Annotated in this window: 14 protein-coding genes; 7 read left to right on the top strand and 7 right to left on the bottom strand. The window is 69.1% G+C overall.

From position 1 onward, the window contains the following. Positions 1-28 precede the first annotated feature (28 nt). The gene (secG, locus tag E9228_RS01630; protein ID WP_110825023.1) at positions 29-280 is read left to right on the top strand and encodes a preprotein translocase subunit SecG; all 252 of its coding nucleotides are present in this window, start codon (positions 29-31) and stop codon (positions 278-280) included. A gap of 1 nt (position 281) precedes the next feature. Continuing rightward, positions 282-644: an RNA polymerase-binding protein RbpA gene (locus E9228_RS01635; protein WP_110825022.1), complete on the top strand. Its 363-nt coding sequence runs from the start codon at positions 282-284 to the stop codon at positions 642-644. Between the two features lie 197 nt (positions 645-841). On the opposite strand, the gene pgl is transcribed toward E9228_RS01635, so the two are convergent. The 6 genes from pgl to tkt form a co-directional block, all read right to left on the bottom strand. After that, on the bottom strand, positions 842-1612 hold the full coding sequence (pgl, locus tag E9228_RS01640) for a 6-phosphogluconolactonase (protein ID WP_166778865.1): 771 nt from the start codon (positions 1610-1612) through the stop codon (positions 842-844). A gap of 48 nt (positions 1613-1660) precedes the next feature. Then, on the bottom strand, positions 1661-2605 hold the full coding sequence (locus E9228_RS01645) for a glucose-6-phosphate dehydrogenase assembly protein OpcA (RefSeq protein WP_166778866.1): 945 nt from the start codon (positions 2603-2605) through the stop codon (positions 1661-1663). Further along, entirely contained in the window at positions 2602-4140 is a 1539-nt protein-coding gene (gene zwf, locus E9228_RS01650; RefSeq protein WP_166778867.1) for a glucose-6-phosphate dehydrogenase, read from the bottom strand. The genes E9228_RS01645 and zwf overlap by 4 nt, the downstream gene beginning before the upstream one ends. Before the next feature lie 19 nt (positions 4141-4159). Beyond that, positions 4160-5764, bottom strand: coding sequence for a glucose-6-phosphate isomerase (locus E9228_RS01655; protein ID WP_166778868.1), 1605 nt, complete (start codon positions 5762-5764; stop codon positions 4160-4162). 2 nt (positions 5765-5766) lie between these two features. Then, positions 5767-6879, bottom strand: coding sequence for a transaldolase (gene tal, locus E9228_RS01660; RefSeq protein ID WP_166778869.1), 1113 nt, complete (start codon positions 6877-6879; stop codon positions 5767-5769). Positions 6880-7035: 156 nt separating this feature from the next. Further along, on the bottom strand, positions 7036-9138 hold the full coding sequence (gene tkt / locus E9228_RS01665; protein WP_166778870.1) for a transketolase: 2103 nt from the start codon (positions 9136-9138) through the stop codon (positions 7036-7038). A gap of 414 nt (positions 9139-9552) precedes the next feature. On the opposite strand from tkt, the gene E9228_RS01670 reads away from it, so the two are divergent. Then, positions 9553-10482 (top strand): heme o synthase, encoded by a 930-nt coding sequence (locus E9228_RS01670; RefSeq protein WP_341849729.1) that lies wholly within the window; start codon positions 9553-9555, stop codon positions 10480-10482. Positions 10483-10773: 291 nt separating this feature from the next. Here the strand turns inward: E9228_RS01670 and E9228_RS01675 are convergent, their stop codons facing one another. After that, positions 10774-11739 (bottom strand): COX15/CtaA family protein, encoded by a 966-nt coding sequence (locus E9228_RS01675; protein ID WP_166778872.1) that lies wholly within the window; start codon positions 11737-11739, stop codon positions 10774-10776. A gap of 250 nt (positions 11740-11989) precedes the next feature. Here E9228_RS01675 and sufB point away from each other — a divergent pair, with 250 nt between their 5' ends. From sufB to sufC, 4 genes are all read left to right on the top strand, one after another. Continuing rightward, complete coding sequence (sufB, locus tag E9228_RS01680) at positions 11990-13408, top strand: Fe-S cluster assembly protein SufB (protein WP_166778873.1); 1419 nt, start codon at positions 11990-11992, stop codon at positions 13406-13408. After that, positions 13409-14692, top strand: coding sequence for a Fe-S cluster assembly protein SufD (gene sufD / locus E9228_RS01685; RefSeq protein WP_166778874.1), 1284 nt, complete (start codon positions 13409-13411; stop codon positions 14690-14692). Next, positions 14692-15018, top strand: a complete 327-nt coding sequence (locus E9228_RS01690) for a non-heme iron oxygenase ferredoxin subunit (RefSeq protein ID WP_372377828.1) — start codon at positions 14692-14694, stop codon at positions 15016-15018. Before sufD ends, E9228_RS01690 begins: the two co-directional genes overlap by 1 nt. 61 nt (positions 15019-15079) lie before the next feature. Next, on the top strand, positions 15080-15853 hold the full coding sequence (gene sufC, locus E9228_RS01695; RefSeq protein WP_166778875.1) for a Fe-S cluster assembly ATPase SufC: 774 nt from the start codon (positions 15080-15082) through the stop codon (positions 15851-15853). Position 15854 lies beyond the last annotated feature (1 nt).

Here is a 15854-nt window from a genome sequence, read left to right on the forward strand (position 1 = left end):
GATGGCTGACTGACACGAAAGGTACGTCGTGGCGATACTCTCCGTCGTGCTGCAGGTCCTGCTCGCGATCACGAGCCTCCTGCTCACGCTCCTCATCCTCCTGCACAAGGGCCGCGGTGGCGGCCTCTCCGACATGTTCGGCGGTGGTGTGACGAGCAACCTCGGGGCATCCGGTGTCGCCGAGCGCAACCTGAACCGCATCACGGTGATCCTCGGGCTCCTCTGGATCTCCAGCATCATCGTGCTCGGTCTCATCAACAAGTTCACGGCAGGGAGCTGACATGGCATCCGGAGGAAGCGCAATCCGGGGTTCGCGCGTCGGCGCCGGCCCGATGGGCGAACAGGACCGCGGGGTCCAGGCCGAGCGTGTGGCCATCTCCTACTGGGACGCGATGGGCAACGAGGTCGTCCGGTACTTCGCGGCGAACCTGCCCGACGAAGAGATCCCGGAGACGGTCGACTCGCCGTCCACGGGTCTGCCGGCCGGTCGCGACAAGGAGAACCCGCCGCAGGTCGCGAAGACCGAGCCCTACAAGACGCACCTCGCGTACGTGAAGGAACGCCGCACCGAGGAAGAGGCAGCACAGCTGCTCGAGGACGCGCTCCAGCAGCTGCGTCAGCGCCGTGGGACCGCAGCCAAGTAGCCACGGCAACCGACTGAGCTCGCGGCGCAGGCCTCCACACCAGATGGTGTGGGGGCCTGCTCCGTTCCCGGTCGACCGGCGACGCGGGGCAGCGACGGGCAGACAGGCGACGGGTGACCGGACGACGGACGGGAGGCCCGGTACCAGCTGGTACCGGGCCTCCCGTCCGTTTGTCGGCGCGTCTCGCGCCTCGTGCATCAGTAGGTCGATGCGATGAGGTTCTCCGGGACGTCGCGAGCGGCGTCCTGGTCGACGAAGAACACCGTGCGCTTCCGGCCCTGCACGCCGCCGACGGGGACCTCGTCCACGGAGGCACCGGCGAGGGCCAGCCCGAGGACCGACGCCTTCTCGGCACCGGACAGGATCACCCAGACACGCTGCGACGCGTTGATCACCGGGTAGGTGAGCGTCAGGCGCTGCGCCGGCGGCTTGGGGGAGTCGTCGACCGGGACGACCTTGCGGTCGGTGATGCGCAGCTGCGGGAACTCGGGGAACAGCGACGCGGTGTGGCCGTCCGGTCCGACGCCGAGCAGCGTGATGTCGAACCGGGGCGCGTCAGCGGAGTCCGGGGCGGCGGCGAGGAGCTCACGCTCGTACTGTTCCGCTGCCTCGTCGATGCTGATGCCGGCGTCCGACGGGGCCATCGGGTGGATGTTCTCCGCCGGGATGCTCACGTGGTCCAGGAAGTCGGTCTGCGTGCCGGTGACGTTGCGGTCCGCGTCGCCCTCCGGCACCCAGCGCTCGTCGACCCACCACACGTGCACCTTCGACCAGTCGACGCTCTGCTTCGCCTGCGACTGACCGATCGCAGCCAGGACGAGCGTGGAGACGGACCCACCGCTGATCGCGATGTCGGCCCGTCCCTGCTCGTCGAGGACGTCGATGATCTTCGTGATGAAGCGTGCGGCGACGGAGGCGCCGAGGGCCTGCTTGTCGGGGTGCACGAGCACCCGCCGTTCGTTGGTCACGTGACTCCTGTGTTCGTGGTGCGGTCGCTGCCGGACCGTGGGGGTGGTTCAGCCCGCGATGCGTTCGCGGAGCTTGGCGACCCCGTGCTTGACGACGTCTCCGAAGAGCACGTCCGGGTCGAGTCTACGGAGTTCCTCGGCCAGGCAGTCGCGCAGGTTGCGGCGCGGCAGGGACAGGTCGTGCGTCGGCTGGCCGGGCATCGAGAGTGTGGCCACGTCGACCAGGGACCGTTCGAGTTCGATGATCCCGGAGTCGCGGACCAGCGTCACGCCGTGGATCCCGCTCGAGCCGGTCGCCCGGGGTGAGGTCGTGACCTCGACGGGGACCTTGAGCTGCAGCCCGAGCCAGGCCGCGAGCAGCACGGTCGAGGGGCTGTCGAACGCGCCGGAGACCTCCACCGCGGTGATCGGCTCGAACGGTGGCTGGTCGAGCGCCGCGGCGAGCTGGTTCCGCCAGAGGGTCAGACGGGTCCACGCGAAGTCGGTGTCGCCCGGTGCGTACGAGTCGGCCAACGCCATGATCGCGGCGTTCGGGTCCTTCTGCGCGGCAGCGTCGGTGATGCGGCGCTGCGCGATCCGGCCGAGCGGGGACGCCGAGGGCTTCTCCGGTGCGGCTTCCGGCCACCATGCGACGACGGGCGCGTCAGGCAGGAGGAGCCCGGTGACCAGGCTCTCCTCGTCCGCCGCGGTCTCGCCGTACGCCCGGAGGACGATGACCTCGCTGGCGCCCGCGTCGCTGCCGACCCGGATCTGTGCGTCGAGGCGTCCCGGGGATGCGACGTCCCCTTCGTTCTTCGACACGATGATGACGCGCATCGGGTGCTCACGGGACGCCTGGTTCGCGGCCTCGATCGCCTCTTCCTCGCGACCGAGTGCGGTCGAGACGATCAGGGTGAGGACGCGGCCCAGGGCGACGGCGCCGCCCTCTTCGCGGATGTGCACCAGGGTCTTCTGGATCTTCGAGACCGTGGTGTTCGGCAGATCGATCTTCATGGACGCCTCCAGGTCCGGCCGTCGCGGGCCAGGAGCTCGTCGGCCGAAGCCGGGCCCCAGGTGCCGGGACGGTACTGTTCGGGCTGGCCCTGTGTCCGCCAGAACTCCTCGATCGGGTCGAGGATCTTCCAGGACAGCTCGACCTCCTGGTGCCGCGGGAACAGCGGCGGGTCACCGAGGAGCACGTCGAGGATGAGCCGTTCGTAGGCCTCGGGGGAGGCCTCGGTGAACGCGTGGCCGTAGCCGAAGTCCATCGTGACGTCGCGGACCTGCGTCCCGACGCCGGGGACCTTCGAGCCGAAGCGGAGCGTGACGCCCTCGTCCGGCTGGACGCGGATGACGAGTGCGTTCTGGCCGAGCGGGGACTGCTCGATGCCGAACACGTCCTCCGGCACGCGCTTGAACACGATGGCGATCTCGGTCACCCGACGGCCGAGTCGCTTGCCGGCCCGCAGGTAGAAGGGCACGCCCTGCCACCGTCGGGTCGCGATGTCGAGTCGGATCGCCGCGAAGGTCTCGGTCGTGGACTCGGGGTTCATGCCCGCTTCCTCGAGGAACCCGAGCACCTTCTCGCCGCCCTGCCAACCGCCGGCGTACTGCCCGCGGCTGGTCGCCGTCGAGAGGTCCTCGGGCAGGCGGACCGCGGAGAGCACCTTCTCCTTCTCGGCGCGGAGGTGTCCGGCCTTGAACGACACGGGCTCCTCCATCGCGGTGAGGGCGAGGAGCTGCAGCAGGTGGTTCTGGATGACGTCGCGCGCCGCACCGATGCCGTCGTAGTACGCGGCACGTCCGGCGACGCCGATGTCCTCGGCCATCGTGATCTGCACGTGGTCGACGTAGTTCGAGTTCCAGATGGGTTCGTACATCTGGTTCGCGAACCGCAGCGTCAGGAGGTTCTGGACGGTCTCCTTGCCGAGGTAGTGGTCGATGCGGAACACGTCGTCCGGAGCGAAGACGCTCTCGACGATGGCGTTCAGCTCGCGCGCGGTGCGGAGGTCGGAGCCGAACGGCTTCTCGACCACCACGCGGCTCCAGGAGCCGTCGCGCTTCTCGGTCAGACCGGAGACCTTGAGCTGCTCCGTGACGACGGGGAACATCTTCGGCGGGATGGACAGGTAGAACGCGTGGTTGCCGAGCGTCCCACGCTCGTCGTCCAGCGTGTCGACCGTCTCCTTGAGCAGCCGGAACGCCTCGGGGTCGTCGAACGAACCCTGGACGAAGCGGATGCCCTGTTCGAGCTGACGCCAGACGTCCTCGTCGAACGGAGTCCGCGAGTGCTCCTTGACGGCATCGTGGACGAGCTGGGAGAAGTCCTGGTCCTCCCAGTCACGTCGAGCGAACCCGACCAGCGCGAACCCCGGGGGCAGGAGCCCCCGGTTCGCGAGGTCGTAGACCGCGGGCATCAGCTTCTTGCGGGAGAGGTCTCCCGTCACCCCGAAGATGATGAGGGTGCTGGGACCCGCGATCCGGTTCAGTCGACGGTCCGTGGGCAGCCGGAGCGGGTTGTGCTCCGGGGTGATCGCCACCGGTGACATGTCGGTGAACTCCTTTGAATCAGGTGGTGAGTGCGGCCGCGATGACGGCTGCCGCTGCGGGGACGTCCCGCGTCGACAGGGTCAACACCGGGCGGCCGTGCTGCGCGAGGACACTCGCGTCGCCGGCGGCCTGGGCTCGGATGAGCCGACCGAACGTGAACGGGCGGCCGGGGACGGCGAGGTCCTCCTGCTCGTCGGAGACGATCTGCAGGAACACCCCGTTCGCGGGGCCGCCCTTGTGGTACTGGCCCGTGGAGTGCAGGAACCGGGGTCCGTACCCGAAGGTGACGGGTCGCCCGGTCCGTTCGGCCAGCAGGCCGCGGAGCGCTTCGAGCTCCGTCGACGCGGAGCGGTCGACGTAGGCCTGGACGGCCACGTACCCGTCGGCGTCGACACCGGCCAGGAGGCCCGACACGGCCTGGGTGAGGGTCGTGCCGACATCCAGTCCACCCGTCGCGGACACGGCGATGCCGTGCTCCTCGAACACGGGACCGGATGCGACCTCGTCCGTCGCGGGGCCGTCGAGCAGCGCGCGAGCGGCGACCTTGGCGGCCTCCACGTCGGGCTGGTCGAAGGGGTTGATGCCGAGCAGCCGCCCCGCGACCGCGACCGCGTACTCCCAGACGAGGAACTGACCACCGAGCGTGCCGGTGATCTCGAGTTCGCCGTCGGCGACGTGGCGCTCGTCGTCGCGGGAACCGACGAGTCGGACGACCTGCAGGTCGGGCAGGTCGGCGCTGAGTTCGGGTGCGTCGACGTCGAGGACGACCGGCAGGAGACCGCGGCCGTCCTTGCCCGTCGACTCGGCGATGAGCTGTTCGACCCAGTCGCCGAAGCCGAGGATGTGCGTCCCGTCCGCGACGATGCCGATCTTGTCGCGCAGGGGAGCGGTACCGCCGAGGACCGCGCCGAGCACGAGGCCCGGGTTCTCGTCCGTGTCGACGGCCAGCAGCACGCTGATGGCGTCGGCCTCGTCGAGCAGCTCGGCGATGTCCGCGCCCGCGAGTCCGGCCGGGACCAGCCCGAAGGCGGTCAGGGCCGAGTAGCGGCCGCCGACGGTCGGGTCGGCGGTGAAGACGCGGTACCCCGCCTGGTGGGCGGCGGACTCGAGCGCCGAGCCCGGATCCGTCACGACGACGATGCGTCCGGCGGGGTCGATGCCGGCGTCCTGGAACGCCTGCTCGAACACCCGGCGCTGCGAGTCGGTCTCGACGGTGGAGCCCGACTTCGACGACACGACGAGCACGGTGCGATCGAGGTCGCTCAGCGCCGCACGGACCTGCGCGGGATCGGTGGAGTCGAGGACGACCAGGGGCACGCCAGCGGTCCGCGTGATGACCTCCGGCGCGAGCGACGAGCCGCCCATGCCTGCGAGGACCACGCGGTCGACGCCCTGCTCGTGCAGCTGGTCGCGGAGCGCCACGACCTCGAGGACGAGCGGGCGCGAGACCGAGACGGCCTCGACCCAGCCGAGACGGTTCGCTGCCTCGGCTTCGGCCGCGGGGCCCCAGAGCGCGGCGTCCTGGGCCGTGATCCCGGACGCCACCAGGTCGGTGACGAGGCGCGGGACCACCGTGTCGATGGCCCGCGCCGCGTCACCGCTGGCGGCGATGGAGACGGTCACTCTTACTTGGCGTTCTCGAGGGCCGTCTTGACGGTGTCGACGAGCTCGCCCCACGAGACGTTGAACTTATCGACGGCCTCCTTCTCGAGGAGGTCGACGACGTCGTCGTAGTCGATGCCGACGGCGGCGAGCTGGTCCATGACCTTGTTCGCGTCGTCGAACGTGCCGGCGATGGCGTCGCCGTGGATCTCACCGTGGTCGAACGTGGCCTCGAGGGTCTTGCCCGGCATGGTGTTGACGGTGTTCGGGGCGGCGAGCTCGGTCACGTAGAGGGTGTCGGGGAGCGACGGGTCCTTGACACCGGTCGAGGCCCAGAGCGGACGCTGCGTGTTCGCACCGGACTCGAGCAGGCCCAGGGCGCGCTCGGTGGCGAACGCCTCGGTCCAGACCTGGTAGGCGAGCTGCGCGTTGGCGATGCCGGCCTTGGACTTCAGGGCGGTGGCGTCGTCGGAGCCCACGGCGTCGAGGCGCTTGTCGATCTCGGAGTCGACACGCGAGACGAAGAACGACGCGACGGAGTGGATCTTCGACAGGTCGTGTCCGGCGGCCTTGGCCTTCTCGAGACCACCGAGGTAGGCGTCGATGACGGCGCGGTAACGCTCGAGCGAGAAGATCAGGGTGACGTTGACCGAGATGCCGGCGCCGATGACCTCGGTGATCGCCTCGAGACCGTCGACGGTCGCGGGGATCTTGATGAGGACGTTCTCCTTGCCGACCTTGTCGAACAGGAACTTGGCCTGCTCGATGGTCTTCGCGGTGTCGTGCGCGAGACCCGGCTCGACCTCGATCGACACGCGGCCGTCGAAGCCCTTGGTCGCGTCGTAGATCGGCTTGAAGACGTCAGAGGCGTTCGCGACGTCCTGCGTGGTGATCTCGAAGATCGCCTCGGTCACCCCGGTGCCGGCGGCGGCGAGCTCCTTGACCTGGGAGTCGTAGCGCTCACCCTTGGCGAGCGCGGACGCGAAGATGGTCGGGTTCGTGGTCACGCCCACGACGTTGCGGGTGTCGATGAGCTCCTGCAGGCGGCCGGTCTCGAGGAGCTCGCGGGACAGGTCGTCGAGCCAGATGCTCACGCCGACGGCGGAGAGGGCTTCGGTGGGAGTGGTGTCAGTCATTCGCTTCTTCTCTGCTTCGTTTCGTTCGTCGGCTCCGGGGAGCCGTGGTCTGTGTGCGGGGGTCGGACCCCCGGGACGGGAGGCGCGTGGCGGGACCGCCACGGGCCTCCCGTGCGGACGGGCCGGGTCCGACGTTCCGGACCCGGCCCGTTCGGGTCAGGATGCTGCTGCTGCTGCGATCGATTCCTTGGCCGCCGAGATGACGTGCTCGGTGGTGAAGCCGAACTCCTCGAACAGCTTCTGGTAGTCGGCCGAGGCACCGAAGTGCTCGATCGACACGCTGCGGCCGGCGTCACCGACGATGTCGCGCCAGCTCATCGCGATCCCGGCCTCGACCGAGACGCGGGCCTTGACTGCCTTCGGCAGGACCGACTCGCGGTACGCCTCGTCCTGCTCGTGGAACCACTCGAGCGACGGAGCGGACACGACCCGGGCGTTGATGCCCTCGGCCTTGAGCTGCTCGCGTGCGTCGACCGCGATCTGGACCTCGGAACCGGTGCCGATGAGGATGACGTCCGGGGTGCCGTTCGGCGCCTCGGCGAGGACGTACGCGCCCTTGCCGACGTTCTTCGCCGAGGCGAAGACCTCGCCGGAGGCGTCGCCGTCGCCACGCTCGAAGACGGGCAGGTTCTGGCGGCTCAGCGCGATGCCGGCCGGGCGGTCCTGGTGCTTGAGCATCTCGAGCCAGGCGTACGCGACCTCGTTGGCGTCCGCGGGGCGGACGACGTCGAGACCGGGGATCGCACGGAGGGCGGTGATCTGCTCGATCGGCTGGTGCGTCGGGCCGTCCTCGCCGAGGGCGATGGAGTCGTGGGTCCAGACGTAGATCGCCGGCGCCTTCATGAGCGCGGCGAGACGGACCGCCGGGCGCATGTAGTCGCTGAAGATGAGGAAGGTGCCGCCGAAGGGGCGGGTGTTCCCGTGCAGGACGATGCCGTTGAGGATCGAGCCCATCGCGTGCTCGCGGATGCCGAAGTGCAGCACGCGGCCGAACGGGTCGGTCGTCCAGGTCTTCGTCGAGGCCTCGGCCGGACCGAAGGACTTGCCGTCCTCGATCGTGGTGAGGTTCGACTCGGCGAGGTCGGCGGAACCACCCCAGAACTCGGGCATCAGCGGCGCGATGGCGTTGATGACCTTGCCGGAGGCGGCACGGGTCGAGACGGCCTTCTCGGTGCTGAACACCGGGAGGGCGGCTTCGAGGCCCTCGGGCAGCTGCTTGGCCTGGACGCGGTCGAACAGCGCCTTCTTGTCGGCGTTGGCCGCGGCCCACGCGTCGAAGGTCTTCTGCCACTCGGCGTGCTCGGCCTGGCCCTTGGCGATCGCGCCGCGGGTGTAGTCGAGGACCTCGGGGTCGACGTCGAAGGTCTTCTCGGTGTCGAAGCCGAGGACCTCCTTCAGGCCCTTGAGCTCGTCGGCGCCGAGGGCGGAGCCGTGGATCTTGCCGGAGTTCTGCTTGGTCGGGGACGGCCAGCCGATGATCGTCTTGATGACGATGAGCGACGGCTTGTCGTGGACCTGCTTGGCGGCCTCGACAGCGGCGAAGAGTGCTTCGGCGTCCTCGTGGTACTCGCCGGTCTTCTTCCAGTCGACGACCTGGACGTGCCAACCGAGCGCCTCGTAGCGGGCGTGGACGTCCTCGGAGAACGCGATGTCGGTGTCGTCCTCGATCGAGATCTGGTTCGAGTCGTAGAACGCGATGAGGTTGCCGAGCTGCTGGCGACCCGCGAGCGAACCGGCCTCGTTGGTGACGCCTTCCTGCATGTCACCGTCGCCGGCGATCACGTAGGTGTAGTGGTCGAACGGCGACTGACCGGCCGGGGTCTCCGGGTCGAACAGGCCGCGCTCGAAGCGCTGCGCGTAGGCGAAGCCGACGGCGGAGGCGAGGCCCTGGCCGAGCGGGCCGGTGGTGATCTCGACACCGTCGGTGTGGCCGTACTCCGGGTGACCCGGCGTCTTCGAGCCCCACTTGCGGAGGTGCTGGAGGTCGTCGAGCTCGAGGCCGTAGCCGTGCAGGTAGAACTGCACGTACTGCAGGATCGATGCGTGACCCGCCGACAGGATGAAGCGGTCGCGACCGATCCACGTGGAGTCGCTCGGGTCGCGACGCATCACCTTCTGGAAGAGGAGGTGAGCCAGCGGCGCGAGGCTCATCGCGGTGCCGGGGTGACCGTTGCCGGCCGCCTCGACAGAGTCGGCGGCGAGGACGCGGGCCGTGTCGACGGCCTTCCGGTCGATGGCGTCCCAGGTGAATTCAGCCACTTGGATGTTGACCCTTCATTGATGCGACATGTGCGAGGGCTCGTGCCATCGCACGGACATGGTGCCCACCCGGGGCTCCGTCGCGGCGCCGTTGCCGGCGGCCGACCGGCTCGATCGCGGCCGACGTCTTCGGGGCACGCTGCGGGAGGGCCTCTCCAGCATAGTGAACCGGCACTCAGAAGGTGCCCAGGTGACCGGCGGGGCTCGATGACCGGTCGGTGGCCGATCGTCATCCGGGCGTGTCCCGGACCCGCTGGGGAACGGCGGGACATCGTCGTGGCGCCGTCGATCGCGTAAACTGACGGCGGTCCGCGATCATTCCGCGGACACGCACGCCCAGACGCCGACGGTGACGTCCACCCGAGCGTGCGAGCTGCAGCGAAACAGACTGAGGTTCCCTTGCCGACTGCCACCGTGACCAGGCCAGACACCGTTCGTCGGTCGATGCTGTCCCGCAAGGTCCGGGCGTACGTCTCGCTCACCAAGCCGCGGGTGATGGAGCTGCTGCTCGTCACCACCGCGCCGACGATGTTCCTCGCCGAGCGCGGCGTGCCCGACCTGTGGCTCGTCTTCTGGACGATGCTCGGTGGCGCGATGTCGGCCGGGTCGGCGTCCGCGTTCAACTGCTACATCGACCGCGACATCGACCGCCTGATGAAGCGCACCAGCACGCGACCGCTCGTCACGGGCGAGCTGTCCGACCGCGAGGCCCTCGTGTTCTCGTGGTTGCTCGGCATCGTGTCGACCGTGGTGCTGGTCGTGTTCGTGAACTGGCTCGCCGCCGCACTCAGCGTCGCCGCGATCCTCATCTACGTGTTCGTCTACACGCTCTGGCTCAAGCGCCGCACCCCGCAGAACATCGTCTGGGGCGGATCGGCGGGGTGCATGCCGGTGCTCATCGGGTGGGCGGCCGTCACCGGCTCGCTGACCTGGGCTCCGGTCATCCTCTTCATGGTGATCTTCCTGTGGACGCCGCCGCACTACTGGCCGCTGTCGATGAAGTACCGCGACGACTACGACGCCGCCGACGTCCCGATGCTCGCCGTCGTCCGCGGTCGGACCGTCGTCGGGCTGCAGGTCGTGCTCTACGCGTGGGCGACGCTCGTCTGCTCGCTGCTGCTCATCCCGGTCGCGAACATGGGGCCGCTGTACACGGTCGTCGCGCTGGCCGCGGGCATCTGGTTCGTCGTCGAGTCGCACCTGCTGTACAGCCGGGCGATCCAGCACATGGAGCAGGTGCACCCGATGCGCGTCTTCCGCAGCTCGATCACCTACCTGACGCTGCTCTTCATCGCGGTCGGCATCGACCCGCTGCTGCCGCAGGTGTTCACCTTCACGATCTGACGCACCCGGTGTGACGACGGGCCCGGCCTCCTCGGAGGTCGGGCCCGTTGTAGTCCGTGGGCTGTTGCGGCTCGGGCGTCGGGCCGGTCCGTGCGGTCTCGTGCGGTCTCGTGTGCGGACGCGACACGTCGCTGCGGCAGGCACGTGTGCACCGGTCGGCCTCCTGGACCGGACGGTGCGGTGCTGTCCGGGAGGCGCGGATCGCTGCTCGCGGACCGTAGCGGTCCCGACGTGGCCGGGCCGGGCCCCGCGGACGACCGGGCCGGCCAGCTCGGACGAGACCGGGCCGGATCAGGCGCGGACGGCGTCCCGACCGGCACTCGAGCGCGTCGAGAGGACCACCGCGGTCATCGCCGCGACGAGCAGGCCGGCGAGCACCATGTGCGTGCCGACCAGGCCGACCGGCAGACCGGTGCGCGCCTGGGTGAGACCGACCGCGATCTGGACGAACTCGACGACGAGCAGCAGGACCGCGCTCTTGCTCGAGATGCCGAGCCGGACGGCGCCGATCACGAGCGCCAGCGTGAGAGCGAACGTGGCGTAGGCGGGGATCGCGTGCAGGTGCTCCATGAGCTGCGTGTCGAAGCCCGTGCGGTGCACCGCGCCGCCGTCGACGCGTTCGCTGGCGCCCGCGTGCGGACCACTGCCGGTGGTGAGGATGCCGACCAGGACGGTCACGGCGACGGCGACGACGGTGCCCCGGACGACGCCGAAGTACCAGCGCGGCACGATGCGGTCGCGGACGCGCGGGCCGTTCACCGAGCGGTAGACCAGTGCCGCGGTGATGCTCGTGAGCACGGCGGAGACGACGAAGTGCAGGCCGACGACGAACGGGTTGAGGCCGGAGATGACCGACACGCCGCCGATGACGGCCTGGACCGGGATCGCCGCGCCCTGCGCGAACGCCAGCCAGAAGAGCTCCGGTCGGGTCTTGCGCATCCGGACGACCGCCAGGAACATCGCGATCGCGACGACGACCAGCACGAAGGTCAGCAGACGATTGCCGAACTCGATGATCCCGTGGATGCCCATCTCGGGCGTCGACACGAGCGAGTCGGTGGTGCACTTCGGCCAGGTGGGGCACCCGAGGCCGGAAGCCGTCAGGCGGACCAGTCCACCGGTGCCGATGAGCACGACCTCGACGACGAACGAGGCCCAGGCGAGGACCACGACGCGCGGGTCGACGGTGCGGGGGAGTGACCACCAGGTGGTCGGAGTCCGGACGTCCTGCTCGACGGTGGGGCCGACGCGAGTCACGAGGGTGGTGCCTTCCTGTTGTTCCGGGCCCTGGACCTGTAGGATTCGAGGGTTCAGCAGCAGTCAAGTCTAGGCAGGCGCCGGCTCCGAATGAGCCGTGATCGCCGATCGGTCCCGCGACTGCGTGGAAGCATCGACGTTGCGAGGCAGCAACACCTTGGACCGCCGTGTCGGCGGCCTGCGGTGGAATGGTGTCCGACACCACCGGGTTGTACCGGAGACGCTGTTGCGAGAAGGAAACGAGGAGACCATGTCCGACGTGCTCATCGACCGTCCAGAACTCGAAGGGCTCGGCCAGTACGAATTCGGCTGGGCCGACTCCGACGCGGCCGGCGCCTCTGCGCGCCGTGGCCTGTCGGAAGAGGTCGTCACCGACATCTCCGGCCGCAAGGGTGAACCCGAGTGGATGCGTGCGAACCGGCTGAAGGCACTGAAGCTCTTCGACCGCAAGCCGATGCCCTCGTGGGGTGCCGACCTGTCGGACATCGACTTCGACAACATCAAGTACTTCGTGAAGTCGACGGAGAAGCAGGCCGAGTCGTGGGAGGACCTCCCCGAGGACATCCGCACGACCTACGAACGCCTGGGCATCCCGGAGGCCGAGCGTCAGCGCCTCGTCGCCGGCGTCGCCGCGCAGTACGAGTCCGAGGTCGTCTACCACCAGATCCGCGAGGACCTGGAGCAGCAGGGCGTCATCTTCATGGACACCGACACGGCGCTGCGCGAGCACCCGGAGCTGTTCCAGGAGTACTTCGGCACCGTGATCCCCGCCGGCGACAACAAGTTCGCCGCGCTGAACACGGCCGTGTGGTCCGGCGGCTCGTTCGTCTACGTCCCGAAGGGCGTCCACGTCGAGATCCCGCTGCAGGCCTACTTCCGCATCAACACGGAGAACATGGGCCAGTTCGAGCGGACGCTGATCATCGCGGACGAGGACTCGTACATCCACTACATCGAGGGCTGCACCGCCCCGATCTACAAGTCGGACTCGCTGCACTCGGCCGTCGTCGAGATCATCGTGAAGAAGAACGCCCGCGTTCGCTACACGACGATCCAGAACTGGTCGAACAACGTCTACAACCTCGTCACCAAGCGTGCGATCGCCCACGAGGGCGCCACCATGGAGTGGATCGACGGCAACATCGGGTCCAAGGTCACGATGAAGTACCCGTCCATCTACCTCGCCGGTGAGCACGCGAAGGGCGAGACCCTGTCCGTCGCCTTCGCCGGCCCCGGTCAGCACCAGGACGCCGGCGCGAAGATGATCCACATGGCGCCGTACACGACGTCGTCGATCGTCTCCAAGTCGATCGCCCGCGGTGGCGGTCGTGCCGGCTACCGCGGCGAGGTCCGTGTCGACCCGGCCGCGCACCACTCGGCCAACACGGTCCGCTGCGACGCGCTGCTCGTCGACACCGTCTCGCGGAGCGACACGTACCCGGCGATCGACATCCGTGTCGACGACGTGCAGCTCGGTCACGAGGCCACGGTCTCCCGCGTCAGCGAGGAGCAGCTGTTCTACCTCATGTCCCGCGGCATGGCCGAGGACGAGGCCATGGCGATGATCGTGCGCGGATTCATCGAACCCATCGCCCGCGAACTCCCGATGGAGTACGCACTCGAACTCAACAAGCTCATCGAGATGAGCATGGAAGGATCCGTCGGCTAGATGTCCAGCACCACCCCTCCTCCCCACATCGACCAGCCGACGGAGCCCGCGAGCACGCTCTCGTCGGGCGGTACGGACCAGCACGGCGCCCGGGCGCACTCCGACGGCGGCTGGGACACCAAGGTGCCGGTGCAGACGCGTTCCGAGCGGTTCCGCTCGGGTGACGTCGACGCCTTCCCCACCGTCACCGGCCGAGAGGTCAACTGGAAGTTCGCGCCGCTCGCCAAGATCCAGCCGCTGCTCGACGGCCCGCTGGACGGCTCGGCTTACCCCTTCCTCGCGACCCAGTCCGCGGGCGCCGACGTCGAGTGGGGTCGCAGCGACGACCCCCGCGTCGGTGGCGCCGGACTGCCGGAGGACCGGGCGGCTGCCGCTGCCTGGAGCGCGCGTGACGCCGTCCTGGCGATCACCGTGTCGGGCACGGACGAGTACGAGTCCATCACCGTGACCCGCTCCGACTTCGGTACGCAGCCGCGCGCGGCGCACACGGTCATCACGGCCGAGCCGCACGCGCAGGGGATCGTCGTCATCGACAACCGCGGGACGGCACTCCTCAGCGAGAACGTCGAGGTCGTCGTCCGCGACGGCGCACGGCTCACCGTCGTCACGGTCCAGGACTGGGACGACGACGCGGTGCACGTCTCGACGCACTTCGCCGAGGTCGGCCGCGACGCCTTCCTCAAGCACGTCGTGGTCTCGCTCGGTGGCGACGTCATCCGTGTCAACCCGTCCACGCACCTCGGTGCGCAGGGCGGCGACGTCGAGATGTACGGCGTGTACTTCGCGGACGCCGGTCAGTACATCGAGCAGCAGGTCTACGTCGACCACGACGCCCCGAACACCCGCAGCCGCGTGAACTACAAGGGCGCGTTGCAGGGTCAGGGCGCGCACACGGTCTGGATCGGCGACGTCCTGATCGGACGCTCCGCCCCCGGCACGGACTCGTACGAGCAGAACCGCAACCTGGTCCTGACCGACGGCACCCGCGCCGACAGCATCCCGAACCTCGAGATCGAGACCGGCGACATCACCGGGGCCGGCCACGCCAGCGCCACCGGTCGTTTCGACGACGAGCAGCTCTTCTACCTGCAGGCCCGCGGTATCCCGGAGGAAGAGGCACGTCGTCTCGTCGTCCTGGGCTTCCTGGTCGAGGTCATCCAGAAGATCGGCGCGCCCGAGCTCGAGGAGCGTCTCATCGCCGCCGTCGAGCAGGAGCTCCTGGAGGGCCGGACGGTCCTCGCCGCGCCCGCCACCGAGGCGGCTGCCGCCGGGGTCGACGCCTGATGGCCGAGAAGGTCTGCGCCGAGAGCGACATCGCGGTGGACAGCCCGATGCGCGCGGTCGTCGACGGCACCGCGATCGCGATCGTGAAGGACTCGGCCGGCACGGTGCACGCCATCGGCGACACCTGCACGCACGGCGACATCTCACTGTCCGAGGGTTTCGTCGAGGGCGACTCGCTCGAGTGCTGGGCGCACGGGTCGCAGTTCTCGCTGACCACGGGCAAGCCGAAGAACTTCCCGGCGTACGAGCCGGTGCCGGTCTTCCGGGTCGAGGTCCGTGACGGCGACGTCTACGTCGACGTGCACGAGCCGGTCCCGGTCGACTGAGCGCGACCCCTCACTCTTCCCGCGGCTGACGCCGCACCACAGCTGCAACCGAAGGAACGCAATGTCCACTCTCGAAATCCGTGACCTGCAGGTCGCCATCGACACCGACCAGGGCGTCAAGGAGATCCTCAAGGGCGTCGACCTGACGATCAACGAGGGCGAGATCCACGCGATCATGGGCCCGAACGGGTCCGGCAAGTCGACCCTGGCGTACACGATCGCCGGGCACCCGCGCTACCACGTCACCGGCGGCTCGATCACCCTCGACGGCCAGGACGTCCTGGCGATGAGCGTCGACGAGCGTGCGCGCGCCGGCATGTTCCTCGCCATGCAGTACCCGGTCGAGATCCCCGGCGTGACGGTGTCGAACTTCCTCCGCACCGCCAAGACGGCGATCGACGGCGAGGCCCCGGCCCTCCGCGGCTGGATCAAGGACCTCCGCACCTCGATGGCGGACCTCAAGATGGACCCGGCCTTCGCCGAGCGCAACGTCAACGAGGGCTTCTCCGGTGGCGAGAAGAAGCGCCACGAGATCATGCAGCTCGAGCTGCTCAAGCCGAAGTTCGCCGTCCTCGACGAGACCGACTCCGGCCTCGACGTCGATGCGCTGAAGATCGTGTCCGAGGGCGTCAACCGTGCCAAGGGCGCGACCGGCCTGGGCGTGCTCCTCATCACGCACTACACGCGCATCCTCCGCTACATCACGCCGGACTTCGTCCACGTGTTCGTCGCGGGCAAGATCGCCGAGCAGGGCGGCCCGGAGCTGGCGGAGCGCCTCGAGAACGAGGGCTACGACCGCTACGTGCAGGCCGCTGCTGCCGCACCGGTGGAGTGAC

It is taken from the genome of Curtobacterium salicis (assembly GCF_011759505.1).
In the GTDB taxonomy this organism is placed as follows: Bacteria; Actinomycetota; Actinomycetes; order Actinomycetales; family Microbacteriaceae; genus Curtobacterium; species Curtobacterium salicis.

Excerpts from the sequence above, each read along its gene's own strand:
- E9228_RS01635 (WP_110825022.1), top strand. The coding sequence starts at position 282 with ATGGCATCCGGAGGAAGCGCAATCCGGGGTTCGCGCGTCGGCGCCGGC.
- E9228_RS01645 (WP_166778866.1), bottom strand. The coding sequence starts at position 2,605 with ATGAAGATCGATCTGCCGAACACCACGGTCTCGAAGATCCAGAAGACC.
- zwf (WP_166778867.1), bottom strand. The coding sequence starts at position 4,140 with ATGTCACCGGTGGCGATCACCCCGGAGCACAACCCGCTCCGGCTGCCC.
- tal (WP_166778869.1), bottom strand. The coding sequence starts at position 6,879 with ATGACTGACACCACTCCCACCGAAGCCCTCTCCGCCGTCGGCGTGAGC.
- sufB (WP_166778873.1), top strand. The coding sequence starts at position 11,990 with ATGTCCGACGTGCTCATCGACCGTCCAGAACTCGAAGGGCTCGGCCAG.
- sufD (WP_166778874.1), top strand. The coding sequence starts at position 13,409 with ATGTCCAGCACCACCCCTCCTCCCCACATCGACCAGCCGACGGAGCCC.
- E9228_RS01690 (WP_372377828.1), top strand. The coding sequence starts at position 14,692 with ATGGCCGAGAAGGTCTGCGCCGAGAGCGACATCGCGGTGGACAGCCCG.
- sufC (WP_166778875.1), top strand. The coding sequence starts at position 15,080 with ATGTCCACTCTCGAAATCCGTGACCTGCAGGTCGCCATCGACACCGAC.